15 protein-coding genes are annotated in these 13,968 nt (G+C 64.4%); 10 read left to right on the top strand and 5 right to left on the bottom strand.

The window, feature by feature from the left end; translation table 11 throughout:
- Positions 1-206: 206 nt before the first annotated feature.
- From XCSCFBP4642_RS0119550 to XCSCFBP4642_RS28900, 4 genes are all read left to right on the top strand, one after another.
- The gene (locus tag XCSCFBP4642_RS0119550) at positions 207-2,042 is read left to right on the top strand and encodes a tannase/feruloyl esterase family alpha/beta hydrolase (protein ID WP_053329601.1); all 1,836 of its coding nucleotides are present in this window, start codon (positions 207-209) and stop codon (positions 2,040-2,042) included.
- A 34-nt stretch (positions 2,043-2,076) separates the two neighbouring features.
- Positions 2,077-2,964, top strand: a complete 888-nt coding sequence (gene yghX, locus XCSCFBP4642_RS0119555; protein ID WP_029221258.1) for a YghX family hydrolase — start codon at positions 2,077-2,079, stop codon at positions 2,962-2,964.
- Positions 2,965-3,145: 181 nt separating this feature from the next.
- Positions 3,146-3,670, top strand: a complete 525-nt coding sequence (locus XCSCFBP4642_RS0119560) for an SRPBCC family protein (RefSeq protein ID WP_200859717.1) — start codon at positions 3,146-3,148, stop codon at positions 3,668-3,670.
- Positions 3,671-3,801: 131 nt separating this feature from the next.
- Positions 3,802-4,116 (top strand): hypothetical protein, encoded by a 315-nt coding sequence (locus XCSCFBP4642_RS28900; RefSeq protein WP_152527308.1) that lies wholly within the window; start codon positions 3,802-3,804, stop codon positions 4,114-4,116.
- On the opposite strand, the gene XCSCFBP4642_RS0119570 is transcribed toward XCSCFBP4642_RS28900, so the two are convergent.
- Positions 4,100-4,999: a LysR family transcriptional regulator gene (locus XCSCFBP4642_RS0119570; RefSeq protein ID WP_029221260.1), complete on the bottom strand. Its 900-nt coding sequence runs from the start codon at positions 4,997-4,999 to the stop codon at positions 4,100-4,102. The two genes, XCSCFBP4642_RS28900 and XCSCFBP4642_RS0119570, sit on opposite strands and share 17 nt — an antisense overlap.
- Before the next feature lie 343 nt (positions 5,000-5,342).
- The gene (gene bioD, locus XCSCFBP4642_RS0119575) at positions 5,343-6,017 is read right to left on the bottom strand and encodes a dethiobiotin synthase (protein ID WP_029221261.1); all 675 of its coding nucleotides are present in this window, start codon (positions 6,015-6,017) and stop codon (positions 5,343-5,345) included.
- A gap of 302 nt (positions 6,018-6,319) precedes the next feature.
- Between bioD and XCSCFBP4642_RS0119580 the strand changes: the two genes are divergently transcribed.
- Together XCSCFBP4642_RS0119580 and XCSCFBP4642_RS0119585 are read left to right on the top strand one after the other, a co-directional pair.
- Positions 6,320-6,802 carry a GAF domain-containing protein gene (locus XCSCFBP4642_RS0119580; RefSeq protein WP_029221262.1) on the top strand — a complete coding sequence of 161 codons (483 nt, stop codon included), beginning with the start codon at positions 6,320-6,322 and terminating at the stop codon, positions 6,800-6,802.
- Entirely contained in the window at positions 6,799-7,191 is a 393-nt protein-coding gene (locus tag XCSCFBP4642_RS0119585) for a TfoX/Sxy family protein (RefSeq protein ID WP_029221263.1), read from the top strand. The genes XCSCFBP4642_RS0119580 and XCSCFBP4642_RS0119585 overlap by 4 nt, the downstream gene beginning before the upstream one ends.
- Positions 7,192-7,471: 280 nt before the next feature.
- Here the strand turns inward: XCSCFBP4642_RS0119585 and XCSCFBP4642_RS0119590 are convergent, their stop codons facing one another.
- Both XCSCFBP4642_RS0119590 and dinB read right to left on the bottom strand, forming a co-directional pair.
- The gene (locus XCSCFBP4642_RS0119590; protein ID WP_029221264.1) at positions 7,472-8,131 is read right to left on the bottom strand and encodes a phosphoglycolate phosphatase; all 660 of its coding nucleotides are present in this window, start codon (positions 8,129-8,131) and stop codon (positions 7,472-7,474) included.
- 124 nt (positions 8,132-8,255) lie between these two features.
- Entirely contained in the window at positions 8,256-9,332 is a 1,077-nt protein-coding gene (gene dinB / locus XCSCFBP4642_RS0119595) for a DNA polymerase IV (RefSeq protein ID WP_029221265.1), read from the bottom strand.
- Between the two features lie 343 nt (positions 9,333-9,675).
- Here dinB and fabA point away from each other — a divergent pair, with 343 nt between their 5' ends.
- Together fabA and fabB are read left to right on the top strand one after the other, a co-directional pair.
- Entirely contained in the window at positions 9,676-10,191 is a 516-nt protein-coding gene (fabA, locus tag XCSCFBP4642_RS0119600; protein ID WP_033899422.1) for a 3-hydroxyacyl-[acyl-carrier-protein] dehydratase FabA, read from the top strand.
- Positions 10,191-11,399 (top strand): beta-ketoacyl-ACP synthase I, encoded by a 1,209-nt coding sequence (gene fabB / locus XCSCFBP4642_RS0119605; protein WP_029221267.1) that lies wholly within the window; start codon positions 10,191-10,193, stop codon positions 11,397-11,399. The genes fabA and fabB overlap by 1 nt, the downstream gene beginning before the upstream one ends.
- Positions 11,400-11,518: 119 nt before the next feature.
- Here the strand turns inward: fabB and XCSCFBP4642_RS0119610 are convergent, their stop codons facing one another.
- Complete coding sequence (locus tag XCSCFBP4642_RS0119610; RefSeq protein WP_029221268.1) at positions 11,519-11,698, bottom strand: hypothetical protein; 180 nt, start codon at positions 11,696-11,698, stop codon at positions 11,519-11,521.
- Between the two features lie 161 nt (positions 11,699-11,859).
- Here XCSCFBP4642_RS0119610 and XCSCFBP4642_RS0119615 point away from each other — a divergent pair, with 161 nt between their 5' ends.
- Together XCSCFBP4642_RS0119615 and XCSCFBP4642_RS0119620 are read left to right on the top strand one after the other, a co-directional pair.
- On the top strand, positions 11,860-12,762 hold the full coding sequence (locus XCSCFBP4642_RS0119615) for an ankyrin repeat domain-containing protein (RefSeq protein ID WP_029221269.1): 903 nt from the start codon (positions 11,860-11,862) through the stop codon (positions 12,760-12,762).
- Between the two features lie 356 nt (positions 12,763-13,118).
- The gene (locus XCSCFBP4642_RS0119620) at positions 13,119-13,952 is read left to right on the top strand and encodes an ankyrin repeat domain-containing protein (RefSeq protein WP_029221270.1); all 834 of its coding nucleotides are present in this window, start codon (positions 13,119-13,121) and stop codon (positions 13,950-13,952) included.
- Positions 13,953-13,968: the final 16 nt, after the last annotated feature.

The following is a 13,968-nucleotide window of genomic DNA, read 5'->3' on the forward strand; positions in this document are numbered from 1 at the left end:
CACCTGATCTGCCCTGGCGGCAAACGCCTTCAATCCCGAAGGAGCAGCACGATCCGCGCCAGGCCAGGCATTCTCCGGTCCACGCCGCCGGTGGACACCGGCAGCGTTTTGCCGATATCAATCCGTCGGGCAGGTCGGGCTGTCGATGTCGGCGTCTTTCGCATCGTCCCGACTGGCCGCCCATACGATCACGAGGATTCCCCATCATGTGCCGTCTTCCGAAACACGACCGTGGTTTGCCCGCTGCGTTGACGCTGGCTGCATTCGTCACTGCCATGGCATTGGGACTGCAGGGCTGCGCCCGTCCGCCAGCCCCTTCCCTGTCCGATGCACCCGCCGCCCGTTCCGCCGCGCCCCGAGCAGCGTCCGCCGCGCCAGATGTGGTCTCGGCCAAGGCTGCCTGCGCCGATCTTGCCAGCGTCGACCTGGTGACCATCGGCGGTGCGGGCAGCCACATCACCGCCGCCGTCGAAACCACCAATCGGGCTGGCACGGCCGTCTGTGCGGTCGAAGGCGTGCTCGCCCCCGCGATTACCTTCGCCGTGCAGTTGCCAACTAAAAGCTGGTCTCAGCGCTACCTACAGGTCGGTTGCGGCGGTCTGTGCGGCAGCATCGGTGGTAACGTCGGTGCTGCCGATGGCTGTGCGCCGTTGAACAGCGGTGGCTTCGTACTGGCCGCCACCGACATGGGTCACCAGGACCAGGACGGGTCTTTTGGCCAGGATCCGGTCAAGCGCGCCGACTTCGCCTATCGCGCCCAACACCTGACCGCGGTCGCGGCCAAGGCGCTGATCCGAGCGTTCTATGGCCAGCCACAAAAGTACGCCTATTTCACCGGCTGCTCGGACGGCGGACGCGAGGCACTGATCGAGGCACAGCGCTACCCAGACGACTTCGACGGCATCATCGCCGGCGCCGGCGCGCTGAATTTCATGGCGCAAAATGCCGTCTTCCACGCCTGGCAAGCCCGCGCCAACACCGGCGCCGATGGCAAGCCGATCCTGCTGGCGGACCGCCTGCCGATTCTGCACAAGGCCGTGCTCGCCGCTTGCGACAAACTCGATGGGCTGGCGGACGGGTTGATCGGCAATCCGCTGGCATGCCACTTCGACCCCGCGGCGGTACGGTGCCCGGCCGGTGCCACGGATACCGCGGCCTGCCTGACAGCGGCCGAGACAGAAGTGGCCCGCAAGTTTTACGACGGCCCGCACGATGCCGTCACCGGCAAGGCGCTGACGGTTGGCGGGCCACAGCCCGGTTCGGAACTCGCCTGGGCAGGTGTCTACGTCCCGCAGTCGGCCAGTGACATGATTTTCAGCGAGAAAGTCAGCCTGCCAGTGCTGCGCCATATGGCCTTTGAGACAGCGCCACCAGCACGCTTCAGTTTGGCCGACATGCGCTTTGATTTGGCCACCTTCGACCGGCTGCGGCCGCGTCATCGACTGTTCGACGCCACCAATCCCGATCTATCGGCTTTCGCCAACAGAGGCGGCAAGCTGATCGTCTGGCACGGCTGGTCGGATCCGCATATCTCGCCACTCAACAGCATCGCCTATTACACGGCCGTGCGGCGATTCATGGGCGCAGGACGCACCGACGCCTTCGCGCGTCTGTACGTCCTGCCTGGCATGTACCACTGCGCCAACGGCGAAGGGCCACACCTGATCGACTTGCTCACGCCGATGCTGGCCTGGGTCGAGGGGGGAAAGGCGCCGGATTCGATCCAGGCACGCCAGCCGGCGCAGGCCGCCGCAAGCGATTTTGGCGCGCCGCGCGGCACCGGCGGCCGCCCTGGCGGCATGGGCCAGCGTCCGGCTGCAGTGCCTGGTGCACAGGCTGCCGCGCTCGGGCCCACACGCTCCCCAGCGGCCGCGGTGGAGCGCAGTCGCCCGGTCTATCCATGGCCCTATGTCGCGGTCTGGGACGGGCAAGGCGATGCCACGCTTGCCACCAGCTACCGGCGCGGCCCGGCCAGCGATTTCAGCATGCCTGACTGGTACGGCGCCGATTTCTTCGCCCCCTACGAGCCCGCGGCGCACTAGCGCCCGCTGTACTACCACCGACCCGGAGGCGCACATGAATCGACTTACCGCCAAGGATTTCCACCCCGAACTGCTGGAACTGTACGACGGCTACGTGCATGGGCGCCTGCGCCGCCGCGACTTTCTCGACCGCGCGGCGAAGTTCGCCGTCGGCGGTCTCACCGCCGCCGCGATGCTGGCCTCGCTGAGCCCGGACTACGCGCTGGCGCAGCAGATCGCCTTCACTGATCCGGACATCCATGCCGAGTACACCCGCTATCGCTCGCCGAACGGCCACGGAGAGGTACGCGGCTATCTGGTGCGGCCGGCCAAAGCGACCGGTAGGGTGCCCGGCATCGTCGTGGTGCACGAAAATCGCGGTCTGAATCCCTACATCGAAGACGTGGCGCGGCGTGTGGCCAAGGCGGGCTTCGTCGCGCTGGCGCCGGACGGCCTGAGTTCGGTTGGCGGCTATCCCGGCAACGACGACGAAGGCCGGCGACTGCAGCAGCAGGTCGATCCGCAAAAGCTGATGAACGACTTCTTCGCCGCCGTCGAGTACCTGAAGGCCAGCGAGCTGACCACCGACAAGATCGGGATCACCGGCTTCTGCTACGGTGGTGGTGTCTCCAACGCGGCGGCCGTGGTCTACCCGGAGCTGGCCGCAGCCGTACCGTTCTACGGCCGCCAGGCCAAGCCGGAGGACGTGCCGCGCATCCAGGCGCCGCTGTTGCTGCATTTTGCCGCGACCGACCCAAACGTCAACGCCACCTGGCCGGCCTACGAGGCGGCCCTGAAAGCAGCCGGCAAGACCTACGAAGCCTATGTCTATCCGGGTACCAACCACGGATTCCACAACGATTCCACGCCACGCTACGACGAGGCGGCGGCCACGCTGGCGTGGGATCGCACCCTGGCCTGGTTCCGGCGCCATCTGACTTGAGTGGTCACGCGGCGCCACCGTGATATCAGTTGTCGTGATGTAAAAAATAAAAATATAGGATTGGTTTTATTTCCTTGCCGTCTTCACCAGGACGGATGTACCGGGAGGCTTCGCGGCGCGGAATGCCTCCTGTACGGCCGAGCCGCAGCCCGGCCTACTCACCGATTCCAGGAGTGTTTCCATGACCATGAACGCCATCATCTGGCCCGAAGGCTACGTCCCGGGCTTCACTGAGAACTTCGCCTCCAACGAGGTCATCGTCGCCGGTCTGAGTGCCGCCGAGGTGTGGCCGCTGCTGGCAGAACCGGCCAAGTGGCCGACCTATTACGCCAACTCGGCGAAGGTGCGCTTCCACGACGGCAGGGGGCCGCTGCTGGCCGAGGGCGACCGCTTCTCCTTCAAGACCTTCGGCTTCCCGGTCGAGGCGCGGTGCAACGAATACGTGCCGCCAGCGGCCGGCCAACCTGGTCGCGTGGCCTGGCACGGCTGGGCCGGCGAAGTGGGTGCCGATGACCGCCTGGACGTGCATCACGCCTGGCTGGTCGAGGACCTCGACGGTGGCCGCGTGCGCATCCTCACCCAGGAGACCCAGAAAGGCAGACCGGCCGTCGAACTGCACGTTGCCAAACCCAACCCGATGATCAATGGGCATCAGGACTGGCTGGATGGCCTGGTCCACGCGGCGCGCAACACCAAGACTCGGTAACGAAAACGCAATCGCTTCGCAGCAGCGAGCGTTGCCGGTTCCAATGGAAGAAATCCCTCACGTCAACACTGCCCTCGCTTTCACCGCTGACGGGAAAATCTGGTCGACCCACCTTCGCCGACCACCGAAGGATGAGCCCGCCCAATATCGAGCGCTTCGCTCAAGGACACCTCAGCACTGGGGGAGATCGCCGGTCGATGGTCGTTTCCGCGATCAATCCGCTCGGGCGTTCATTCCCGGCCCTGGCCGGCGGGATCCAGAATCACCAGGAATGCAGCATGGCAGCAACGAACAGATTGGGTCTGGGCGCGATGGGATCACCCATGATGGTCAAGCTCACACTGCCGATCACCTCGCGATGGTTGACCGCCACGTCGATGGCCTGGATCAGCGCAAGAAAGTTTTCGGCCACCGCGCTGATTCACGCCTTCACGCGCAGACAGTAAAGAGCAATTCGCGTAACCAGCGCTGGGCTGGATCCAGATGAGTGCGCTCATGCCACACCGCAATCTTGGTGAAGCCGGGCACATCGAACGGCGGGTCGAACACGGTCAATCCATGCATGTCCTGGACCAGGCGACTTGGCAAGAGTGCAACCATGTCACTGGCACGCAGAATCTCGGGAAGGATCAGAAAACTCTTGACCGACAAACTGACCGTCCGTTGCCTGCCGAGCGCTTCCAGAGCATCGTCCGACACGCCCCGGAAGCTATCCCCCGAATACGACACCAGCGCATGATCCAGGGCACAGAACTGGTCGAGCGTGAGGCGCTTGCGCTCGCGAAGCGCCGGATGATCGTTGCGCAGCACGCACACATATCGCTCGACGAACAGATTGCGGAAATGCAGATCCGGCGGAGCGCCATCCGGCGTTACCAGCGCCACGTCGATCTCGCCCCGTTCGAACTGCATCGGCATCCGCCCATCCTCCACCGGCATTAGCGCCATTCGCATATGCGGAGCATGTTGTTTCAAAGCCGACAGCAAGCGCACTGCGATCGCCCGCAATGCATAGTCAGTGGCGGCGACGGTGAAGGTCTGCCGTGCCGTTGACGGATCGAAGATCGAAGGTTGCAGCAGGGCGCCAACCTCGCTCATCACCTGACGCACCGGGGCGGCCAGCTCCAATGCCCGCGGCGTCGGCACGATGCCACGCTGCGCCCGCACGAACAGCGGATCGCCGAAGGTCTCACGCAGGCGTGTCAACATGCCGCTCATCGCCGGCTGCGTCACCCCCAGCCGGCTAGCCGCACGCGTCACACTGCGCTCGTCCAGCAAGGCGACGAGAGCTTTCAACAGATTCAAATCCAGGGACTTGATAGCTTTCATATTTCTGTCTCCTGGAAGTGTGTCCAGTATTCCTCACATTCATCGTCCTCACGCGATGAAGGACGAAGCGGGTCACGTCCATCCCTTGCAATGAACACGCGTGTCGAACTGGTCCCGATTCGGCTGTCCCACCCAACCCTGACCGTCGGGTACGCCTGCCAGCGCATGCCTCCAAGCGCTGTGGAATGGCAACGCCCCCTACGCCGGTGAACCAGGGATATGCCACAGAAGGGACGATCCATGGACGTTCCGTTGACTCCACATCCCTTGCAAATGGGCCTGAGCATGACCTCGAACGGCGCAGGCAGGCCTGTTGTTCCGCCGCACGGATACCCATCGCCGCCTAGACCGGCAGCTGCAGCCCGCGCGCCTGGCTGGCGGCATCGGCGCCCGGCCGCCAGGGGATTCGTCCCCAGCACGGCATCGCCAGCCGCTGGCCCAGCATGGCGATGTTCTCTTCGACCCGCTCCGTCTGCGGATCCACCTCGTTGGCGATCCAGCCCACGCACGCCAGCCCGTCGGCCGCGATGGCTGCGGCCGTCAGGCGCGCATGGTTGATGCAGCCCAGCCGCACCCCCACCACCAGCACCACCGGCACCTGCAGCGCGCGCACCAGATCGGCCTGATCCAGTTCGGCGCTCAGCGGCGCGGCCCAGCCACCAACGCCTTCGACCACCACCACCTGCGCCTGCGCGCGCAACTGCGCGAAAGCATGGACGATCGGCTCCAGCGACAACGTCACCCCCACATCGGCAGCGGCCAGTTCCGGCGCCAGTGGCGCGGGCAAGGCATAGGGATTGAGCGTGGCGTACTCCGGCTGTGGATCGCTGGCGGCCTGCAATGCCAGCGCATCGTCGTTGCGCCACCCCTGCGGCGTATTTTCGCAGCCGCTGGCGACCGGCTTCATTCCCACCGCGGTGTGGCCGCGTGCGCGCAGGGCATGCAGCAGGGCGGTGCTGCCCATGGTCTTGCCGATGCCGGTATCAGTGCCGGTCACGTAGAACGCCTGGGACTGCATGCGCCTGATCCTGCGGCCGCGCCGCCATTGCCGTGAGGGCACGCAGCATAGCGCGGCGGAATCGGGAATCGGGAATCGGGAATCGGGAGGCGGGAGGCGGGAGGCGGGAGGCGGGAGGCGGGAGGCGGGATCGGGGTCGGGATCGGGATCGGGATCGTCAGCCTTTGACATGCGTGTTCGGGTGGCGATGCCGCTGGGAAACAGTGTCCGCTGCTGCCGCGCCGAGCCACCGCCATCGCTACCGCCATCGCCGTCGCTACCGTCGCAACGCCGCGGCAGACCGCCGCTGCTAAACTTCGCGCATGTTCACCACTTCATCGCTGACCGGCAGCAAGCCGGAACACTATGCCCAGCTCACCGCCCAGGCCCAGGCCCTGGTGCACGGCGAGCCGGACCGGATCGCCAATGCCGCCAACCTGGCCGCGCTGATCTTCAACGCATTGCCGTCGCTCAACTGGGCCGGCTTTTACTTCTACGACGGCCGCGAGCTGGTGGTGGGGCCATTCCAGGGCCTGCCGGCGTGCGTGCGCATTCCGCTGGACAAGGGCGTCTGCGGGGCGGCCGCCAGCACCCGGCAAAGCCAGCGCATTGCCGATGTGGACGCCTTCCCCGGGCATATCGCCTGCGATTCGGCCTCGCGTTCGGAGCTGGTGATTCCGTTGATCAAGGGCGATGCGTTGGTCGGCGTGCTCGACCTGGACAGCCCGGAGCTGGACCGCTTTGATGAAGACGACCAGCGCGGCCTGGAAGCCATCGCGCAGGTCTTTGTGGACGCGCTGGCGTGACCACCGAGCGTCTGCGCAACATCGGCCCCAAGAGCGCAGCGTGGCTGCGCCAGGTCGGCTTGCGCACGCAACAGGATCTGCAGGCGGTCGGTGCGGTGGGCGCCTTCGTCAAGGTGCGCCGCGCCGGGTTCAAGCCCAGCCTCAACCTGCTGTATTCGCTGGAAGGCGCACTGGCCGACTGCCATTGGCAGGACGTGCCGGAAGCACGCCGGCATGTCTTGCTGGCCGAATACGAAGCGGCCAGCGCACTGCTGCCGGTCCGCGGCCGCGCAGTTTCCGGGCCGGTGGAAACCGTGCATTACGCGCGTGCCGACAGCGACCAGGCGCATGCCGATGCCGGTGACGCGCCCGATGACGATGTGCGCATGGACGCGACGCACGACGAGTGAGTTGCCGGCATGTAGCGCCCAGCGCGGGACATACCGTGATGCACTGCCTGCAAGCTGCAGGACGCGGCCGGGCGAAGTTGTCACCAGGGTCTGCCATCCGCCACTGACGGCGAGTTGATGCCGGCAGCAGCACGCGCAGCGCGTCTGCCGTGACCAGGGATTCAATGCAGCAGTACTGACGCAGGCACTGCACGGCGACACCCGCTACCGACGGCGCGTTGGAGCAGTCAGTACTTACCCAGGAGCGCTTACCTCCCGCAGCACGAAGTGCGCAGAGGCGTCAGCCTGCGGTGTGTAACGCAAGCAATTCGCGCATATCGTCGACCAGGACAACCGCACCGGACGTTTGCGGATCGAAGCCGCGCAGATAGCCGTAACGCACCATCGCCAGCGGCATGCCGGCCGCGTTTGCCGCCGCCGCGTCGGTGCCCGAATCGCCAACCATCAGGCAGTGCTGCGGGGCGAGCTGGAACTGCCTGGCCAGGTGCAGCAACGGCGCCGGGTCGGGCTTGCGTTGCGGCAAGGAATCGCCGCCGAGCACCGCACTGAACAGCGCGGCGATACCCAGGTGTTCCAGCAAGGGAGCGATGAAGCGCGAGGGCTTGTTGGTACACAGCGCCAATGTTGCACCGGCGTCACGCAGGCCGTGCAATGCCTCGGCAACACCGGGATACCGCTGCGGGGCGTGCAGCAGGCTGGCGGCATAGTGCCGCATCATCACCGGCATTTCCGTCTCGGCATCATGGGTGCCGCCGGCTTCGCGCAGTGCGGTGGCGAGCAGCACCTGCACACCCTCACCGATCCAGCTGCGGATGGTGGATTCGCTGAACTGCGGCAAGCCCAGCTCCTGCAAGGTGGCGTTGAGCGCCTCGGCGATGTTGGGCGCACTGTCCACCAGGGTGCCGTCCAGATCGAAAATCACCAGCGGATACGCAAACATGCAGAAGGCCTCGTGCGGGGAGCGTGTCAGTGTACGCAGTGCGGGATTTACGCTACGTCAGCGCGGAGGCGGTTATCTCGGCCAATAGGGAGAGACTGATGCAACGTCCACACCTTGCATTGACCTACGCCTGCGGCACTTCGCCAAACAACTGCCCCTGCACCGCGCCCTCTTCCGCATCGCTGAAACCGCTCAATCCCACTCCAACCAGGCGGAAACGCGTCTCGGCCGGCAGCTCCACGCGCCGCGTCAGCGCCAAGGCGATCTGCGCCAACGCATCCAATGAGGCAGGCGCTTGCTCGGGTGTATGCGAGCGCGTGAGGATGCGGAAGTTCGAGGTCTTCAACTTCAACACCACCGTGCGGCCGATGCGTTCGGTGCGACGTGTCGCCAGCCAGGTTTTTTCGGCCAGGCGCAGGATGTGCGGATCCAGCGCCTCCAGCGCCAGGTCTTCGCCGAAGGTGTCTTCCGAGGACACCGACTGCACTTCCTGGTCCGGCTCTACCGGACGCTCGTCGATGCCGCGCGCGCGGCGATGCAGGCTGTGCCCGAAGCTGCCGAAATGCGCCTGCAGTTCTTCCAGCGGACGCAGGCGCAGATCGGCCACGGTCACGATGCCCAGCGCCGCCAGCTTGGCATCCATCACCTTGCCCACGCCGGGAATGCGGTTGACCTTGAGCGGAAGCAGGAAGGCATCCACCCGGCTGGGCGCGATCACGAACTGGCCATCGGGCTTGCGCCAGTCCGAGGCGATCTTGGCCAGGAACTTGTTCGGCGCGATACCGGCCGAGGCGGTGAGCTGGGTTTCCTCGCGGATCTGGCTACGGATCAGCTGCGCGATCTCTGTGGCCAGCTGCATGCCGGTCTTGGCCTGCGTGACATCCAGATACGCCTCGTCCAGCGACAACGGCTCGACCAGGTCGGTGTGCCGATGGAAGATCTCGCGCACCTGCCGCGACACCGCCTTGTAGCGCGCAAAATCCGGCGGTACGAACACCGCGTCCGGGCACAGACGCTCGGCGCGCAGGGCTGGCATGGCCGAGCGGATGCCGAAGGTGCGCGCTTCGTAGGACGCCGCGCACACCACCGAACGCGCACCACGCCAGGCCACCACCACCGGCTTGCCGCGCAGGCCCGGATCGTCACGTTGCTCCACGGACGCGTAGAACGCATCCATGTCCACGTGCACGATCTTGCGCATCAAGCTGGCGTCTCTCCACAGGTAGTGGCCCATGATAGATCAGCTGCGTCTCACGCCTTGCGCGTGTGCAGGCCCTGACCGCACGTGCGAAACGGGCGCGACTGCCAAGGATCGAGCAGGGTTGGCGCGCGCCACTGCTCCGCGACGTCGGCCGATGACAGCTTCCCGGCCAGGCATTGGGTACGCGCCAAGGGTCAGGGCACGCACCTGTGCGACTGCGTGCCGCACTGCGCAATCGCCTGAAAACAGCACGCATGCGTACGGATAAAACGTTTGATTGAACCGCGTGGCCTCATGCACCCTTCCCGCCCTCGCCTTTCGCTCCTTGCAGGAAACGTTCGTCATGACTCGTCAAAGTGCGTATTCGCGCGACCAATTGCTGGCCAGCGCGCGCGGGGAATTGTTTGGACCCGACAGCGGCCGGTTGCCGAACGACCCGATGCTGATGTTCGACCGCATCACCGAGATCAGCGACAGCGGCGGCGCGCATGGCAAGGGTGTGATCCGCGCCGAACTGGACGTGCGTCCTGACCTGTGGTTCTTCGGCTGCCACTTCATCGGCGACCCGGTGATGCCTGGCTGCCTGGGGCTGGATGCGATGTGGCAGCTGACCGGCTTCTTCCTGACCTGGATCGGCGCGCCCGGCCGCGGCCGCGCGCTGGGCTGCGGGGAGGTCAAGTTCACCGGCCAGGTGCTGCCGAGCGCCAAACTGGTGAGCTACGAGATCGATGTCAGCCGCGTGATCAACCGCAAACTGGTGATGGCGCAGACCGATGCGCGCATGCTGGTGGACGGGCGCGAGATCTACACCGCCAAGGACCTGCGCGTGGGCATGTTCACTTCGACGGAGAGCTTCTGATGCGCCGTGTTGTCGTCACCGGGATGGGCATCAATTCGTGCCTGGGCAATGACCTGGACACCGTTTCCACCGCCCTGCGCGAGAGCCGTTCCGGCATCACCGCCCTGCCCGATCACGCCGAGGCCGGCCTGCGCAGCCAGGTGGGCGGCGCGGTGGCGCTGGACCTGGACGCATTGATCGACCGCAAGCTCAAACGCTTCATGGGCGACGCCTCGGCGTATGCGTATCTGGCCATGCGCGATGCGATCGCCGATGCCGGCCTGAGCGCCGAACAGGTCAGCGACGTGCGTACCGGCGTGATTGCCGGCTCCGGCGGCGGCTCCAGCCAATGGCAGGTGGAAACCGCCGATCTGTTGCGCGCGCGCGGCGTGCGCAAGGTTGGACCGTACATGGTGCCGCGCACGATGTGCTCGGCGGTCTCTGCATCGCTGGCCACCGCGTTCAAGATTCGCGGGCTGAGCTACTCGTTGTCGGCGGCCTGCGCGACCTCGGCGCATTGCATCGGTGCGGCGGCCGACCTGATCCGCCACGGCGCGCAGGACGTGATGTTCGCCGGTGCCGGCGAGGAACTGCACTGGACCATGAGCGTGATGTTCGATGCGATGGGTGCGCTGTCCACCGGCTTCAACGACCGCCCTGCGGTGGCCTCGCGCCCCTACGATGCACAGCGCGATGGCTTCGTCATCGGCAGCGGCGGCGGCATGCTGGTGCTGGAGGATTACGACCACGCGATTGCACGCGGCGCGCGTATCCATGCCGAGTTGATCGGCTACGGCGTGACGTCCGATGGCGCGGACATGGTCGCGCCCAGCGGCGAAGGCGCGGTGCGCTGCATGCGCATGGCATTGCAGGGGCTGGATCGCCCGATCGATTACCTCAACACCCATGGCACCTCCACGCCGCTGGGCGATGTCACCGAACTGGGCGCGGTGCGCGAGGTATTCGGCGACAACGTGCCGCCGCTGTCCTCGACCAAGGCGCTGTCGGGTCATTCGCTAGGGTCGGCCAGCGTGCACGAAGCGATCTTCTGCCTGTTGATGCTGCGCGACGGTTTCATGGCCGGCTCGGCGCATATCGATGAACTCGATCCGCGTGCCGAAGGCTTCCCCATCCTGCGGCAGACGCAGGCGGCGACCCTGAACACGGTGATGTCCAATAGCTTCGGCTTTGGCGGCACCAATGGCACGCTGGTGTTTGGCCGGGTGTGATGACCGAAGTGGATGTCGAACAGGCACGTGCCTGCGTGTTCGACATTTGCCTATCGCTCGCGCTGGCACTTCGACGGCCATGCTGGGCGACGGCGGGAAACCTGTGCCGTCGATCCTCTTCACGGGTATCTGCTGTCCTGACCAATCGCGCGCGCGCGGTGCCGTTGGCGGCTGGCCAGATGCAACCGCTGCTGCCGGCCGGGCAGCATGCAACCGATGGATAAGGCATCGTTGATCGCCCTGCCCATGTATTGCTGCGCGATGTCTGCAACTTCGCCGGTCCCGCGCAGGATGCGCACCCTGCCACCTCGCAAGATGTGAGCGCGGGACGCGCAGCCTGGGCGGGGCGCCCCGCGCCATGCTGTGCGCTTTGCGCAGCTGGCATGCAAGGGCTAGGCTAGCCCGACCACTCGGCTGGCAAGTGCGTGGTGGTCGCTTTGTTGCCCCACTAGGATGCGCCGTGTCCAGGTTGCTACGAATCGTCGTGCTGTCGTTGTTGCTGGCCTGTGCCAGCTGCGGCGGCGTGTCCTTGCCTGCGCCTGCGCAGCAGTCGGCGTATCCGCTGCGCTCGTATTTCCCCGACCCCAAGGCACAGGCGCTGGCGCTGGCTGCCGAACATGGCAATGCCAAGGAAGTGCGACGGTTGATGAAAGAGGAGCACGTCGATCCGGATGTGATCTTCTCCAAGGATGGCTACCCACTGCTGATGTGGCCGATCCTCACGCAGAACTCCGAGGGGTTGCGGGCAATGCTGGAGAATGGAGCAGACCCCAATGCACGCAAGCTACACCCGCAGCAGGATACGACGCGATTCAAAGGGCGCTACGAAGACAATGCGATGGTCTGGGCCGCCAAGCAGGAAGATCCGGTCTATCTGAAATTACTGCTCGATCATGGCGGCGACCAGAATACTCGCAACTCCAATGGCGAAACTCTCTTATTCCAAGCTTTTATCGCGAAGAACCAGTGGGAGAATGTGAAATTACTAATCGAACGAGGCGCGGACGTTGATGGCGAAACGCGCGGCCAGCCGATCATTTTCCAATACGCTACTCGCGGCGGTTTTCAGCAAGTCCACTGGCTCTTGGAGCATGGCGCTGATTTTTCCAATAAGTATGTAACCGAAGCAGTCTTCTGGCACCCCGGCAATGCAGCCGACCCAACCTGGCAACGCAAGTGTCAGCAATTTCTGTTGCAGCGTTGCATTCAACGACCGCCGTTGCCAGAGAACTACCGCAGCATGCGCAAAGCCTTCGAATTCCCGTCCGAAGAAAAGACATTCCGTTACTTTGATCGATCACTGAAGAAGGATTTTGCAGATGCCAACTCTCGCAGACCACCAACAGTAGCGCACCGCACTTGAGCAACTGCGGACCAGCAGCGATCCACGGGCCCGGCAGCAAGCCAAAAAACTGCAAACGCTCTATCACGACCGCTGGATGGCTAGGCTAGTCGAAGAGGTATACGTCGCGACCAAGGCCCCGACTCTCTTTGTCGATGCTCCACGAAACCAATTTCTGCCTGGATTGCGCTGGAGGTCTTCCAAACTGTCTTTTGCGTCTTACGGATCTCCGTCTCAAGTTAAAAGAGCGCCGTACTCTCTCCTACGCGCTTTGCGCAGCTGGCATGCAAGGGCTAGGCTAGGACCACCACTCCGCCGGCAAGTGCGCGCTGGCCGCCCTGCCGCTTCATCGCCATGCCGCTTCATAAGGATGCGCTGTGTCCAGGTTGCTACGAATCGTCGTACTGTCGTTGTTGTTGGTCTGTGCCAGCTGCGGCGGCGTGTCCTTGCCTGCGCCTGCGCAGCAGTCGGCGTATCCGCTGCGCTCGTATTTCCCCGATCCCAAGGCACAGGCGCTGGCACTGGCCGCCGAACATGGCAACGTCAAGGAAGTGCGACGGTTGATGAAAGAGGAGCACGTCGATCCTGATGTGATCTTTTCCAAGGATGGCTACCCACTGCTGATGTGGCCGATCCTCACGCAGAACCCCGAGGGGTTGCGGGCGATGCTGGAGAATGGGGCGAACCCCAACGTTGCAAAGCCGTATCCACCCGAGCCCGGGAGTAGCAGCACTCCAACGAATCATGCCAATGCCATGGTGTGGGCTGCCAAACAAGATGATCCGATCTACTTGAAGCTCCTCCTCGACCACGGCGGCAATCCGAACACGAGAAATGCAAACAATGAAACGTTGCTTTTGCAAGCATTTCTTACCCAAAATAAGTGGGAAAACGTGAAACTGCTGGTGGAACGCGGGGCGGATGTGAACGCGGAGAGTCAGGGTAGGTCGATGCTGTTGGAGTATGCAGGACGAGGTGGGTTTGAACAGTCATATTGGCTAATCAACCACGGCGCTAGTTTCAGCGACGAACGCGTAATTTCAGCAATCTTTTGGCACCCCGGCAATCCAACTGAACCAACCTGGCAGCGCAAGTGCCAGCAATTTCTGTTGCAGCGTGGCATTCAACGACCGCCGCTGCCCGAGAACTACCGCAGCATGCGCAAAGCCTTCGGCTTCCCCTCCGAAGAAAAAGACATTCCGTTACTTTGATCGATCACTGAAGAAG

The organism is Xanthomonas cassavae CFBP 4642 (assembly GCF_000454545.1).
Taxonomy (GTDB): Bacteria; Pseudomonadota; Gammaproteobacteria; order Xanthomonadales; family Xanthomonadaceae; genus Xanthomonas; species Xanthomonas cassavae.

Bases quoted from the DNA above. Each gene is read 5' to 3' on its own strand.
- XCSCFBP4642_RS0119550 (WP_053329601.1), top strand. From the start codon at position 207: ATGTGCCGTCTTCCGAAACACGACCGTGGTTTGCCCGCTGCGTTGACG.
- yghX (WP_029221258.1), top strand. From the start codon at position 2,077: ATGAATCGACTTACCGCCAAGGATTTCCACCCCGAACTGCTGGAACTG.
- XCSCFBP4642_RS0119560 (WP_200859717.1), top strand. From the start codon at position 3,146: ATGACCATGAACGCCATCATCTGGCCCGAAGGCTACGTCCCGGGCTTC.
- XCSCFBP4642_RS28900 (WP_152527308.1), top strand. From the start codon at position 3,802: ATGAGCCCGCCCAATATCGAGCGCTTCGCTCAAGGACACCTCAGCACT.
- XCSCFBP4642_RS0119570 (WP_029221260.1), bottom strand. From the start codon at position 4,999: ATGAAAGCTATCAAGTCCCTGGATTTGAATCTGTTGAAAGCTCTCGTC.
- bioD (WP_029221261.1), bottom strand. From the start codon at position 6,017: ATGCAGTCCCAGGCGTTCTACGTGACCGGCACTGATACCGGCATCGGC.
- XCSCFBP4642_RS0119580 (WP_029221262.1), top strand. From the start codon at position 6,320: ATGTTCACCACTTCATCGCTGACCGGCAGCAAGCCGGAACACTATGCC.
- XCSCFBP4642_RS0119590 (WP_029221264.1), bottom strand. From the start codon at position 8,131: ATGTTTGCGTATCCGCTGGTGATTTTCGATCTGGACGGCACCCTGGTG.
- dinB (WP_029221265.1), bottom strand. From the start codon at position 9,332: ATGCGCAAGATCGTGCACGTGGACATGGATGCGTTCTACGCGTCCGTG.
- fabA (WP_033899422.1), top strand. From the start codon at position 9,676: ATGACTCGTCAAAGTGCGTATTCGCGCGACCAATTGCTGGCCAGCGCG.
- fabB (WP_029221267.1), top strand. From the start codon at position 10,191: ATGCGCCGTGTTGTCGTCACCGGGATGGGCATCAATTCGTGCCTGGGC.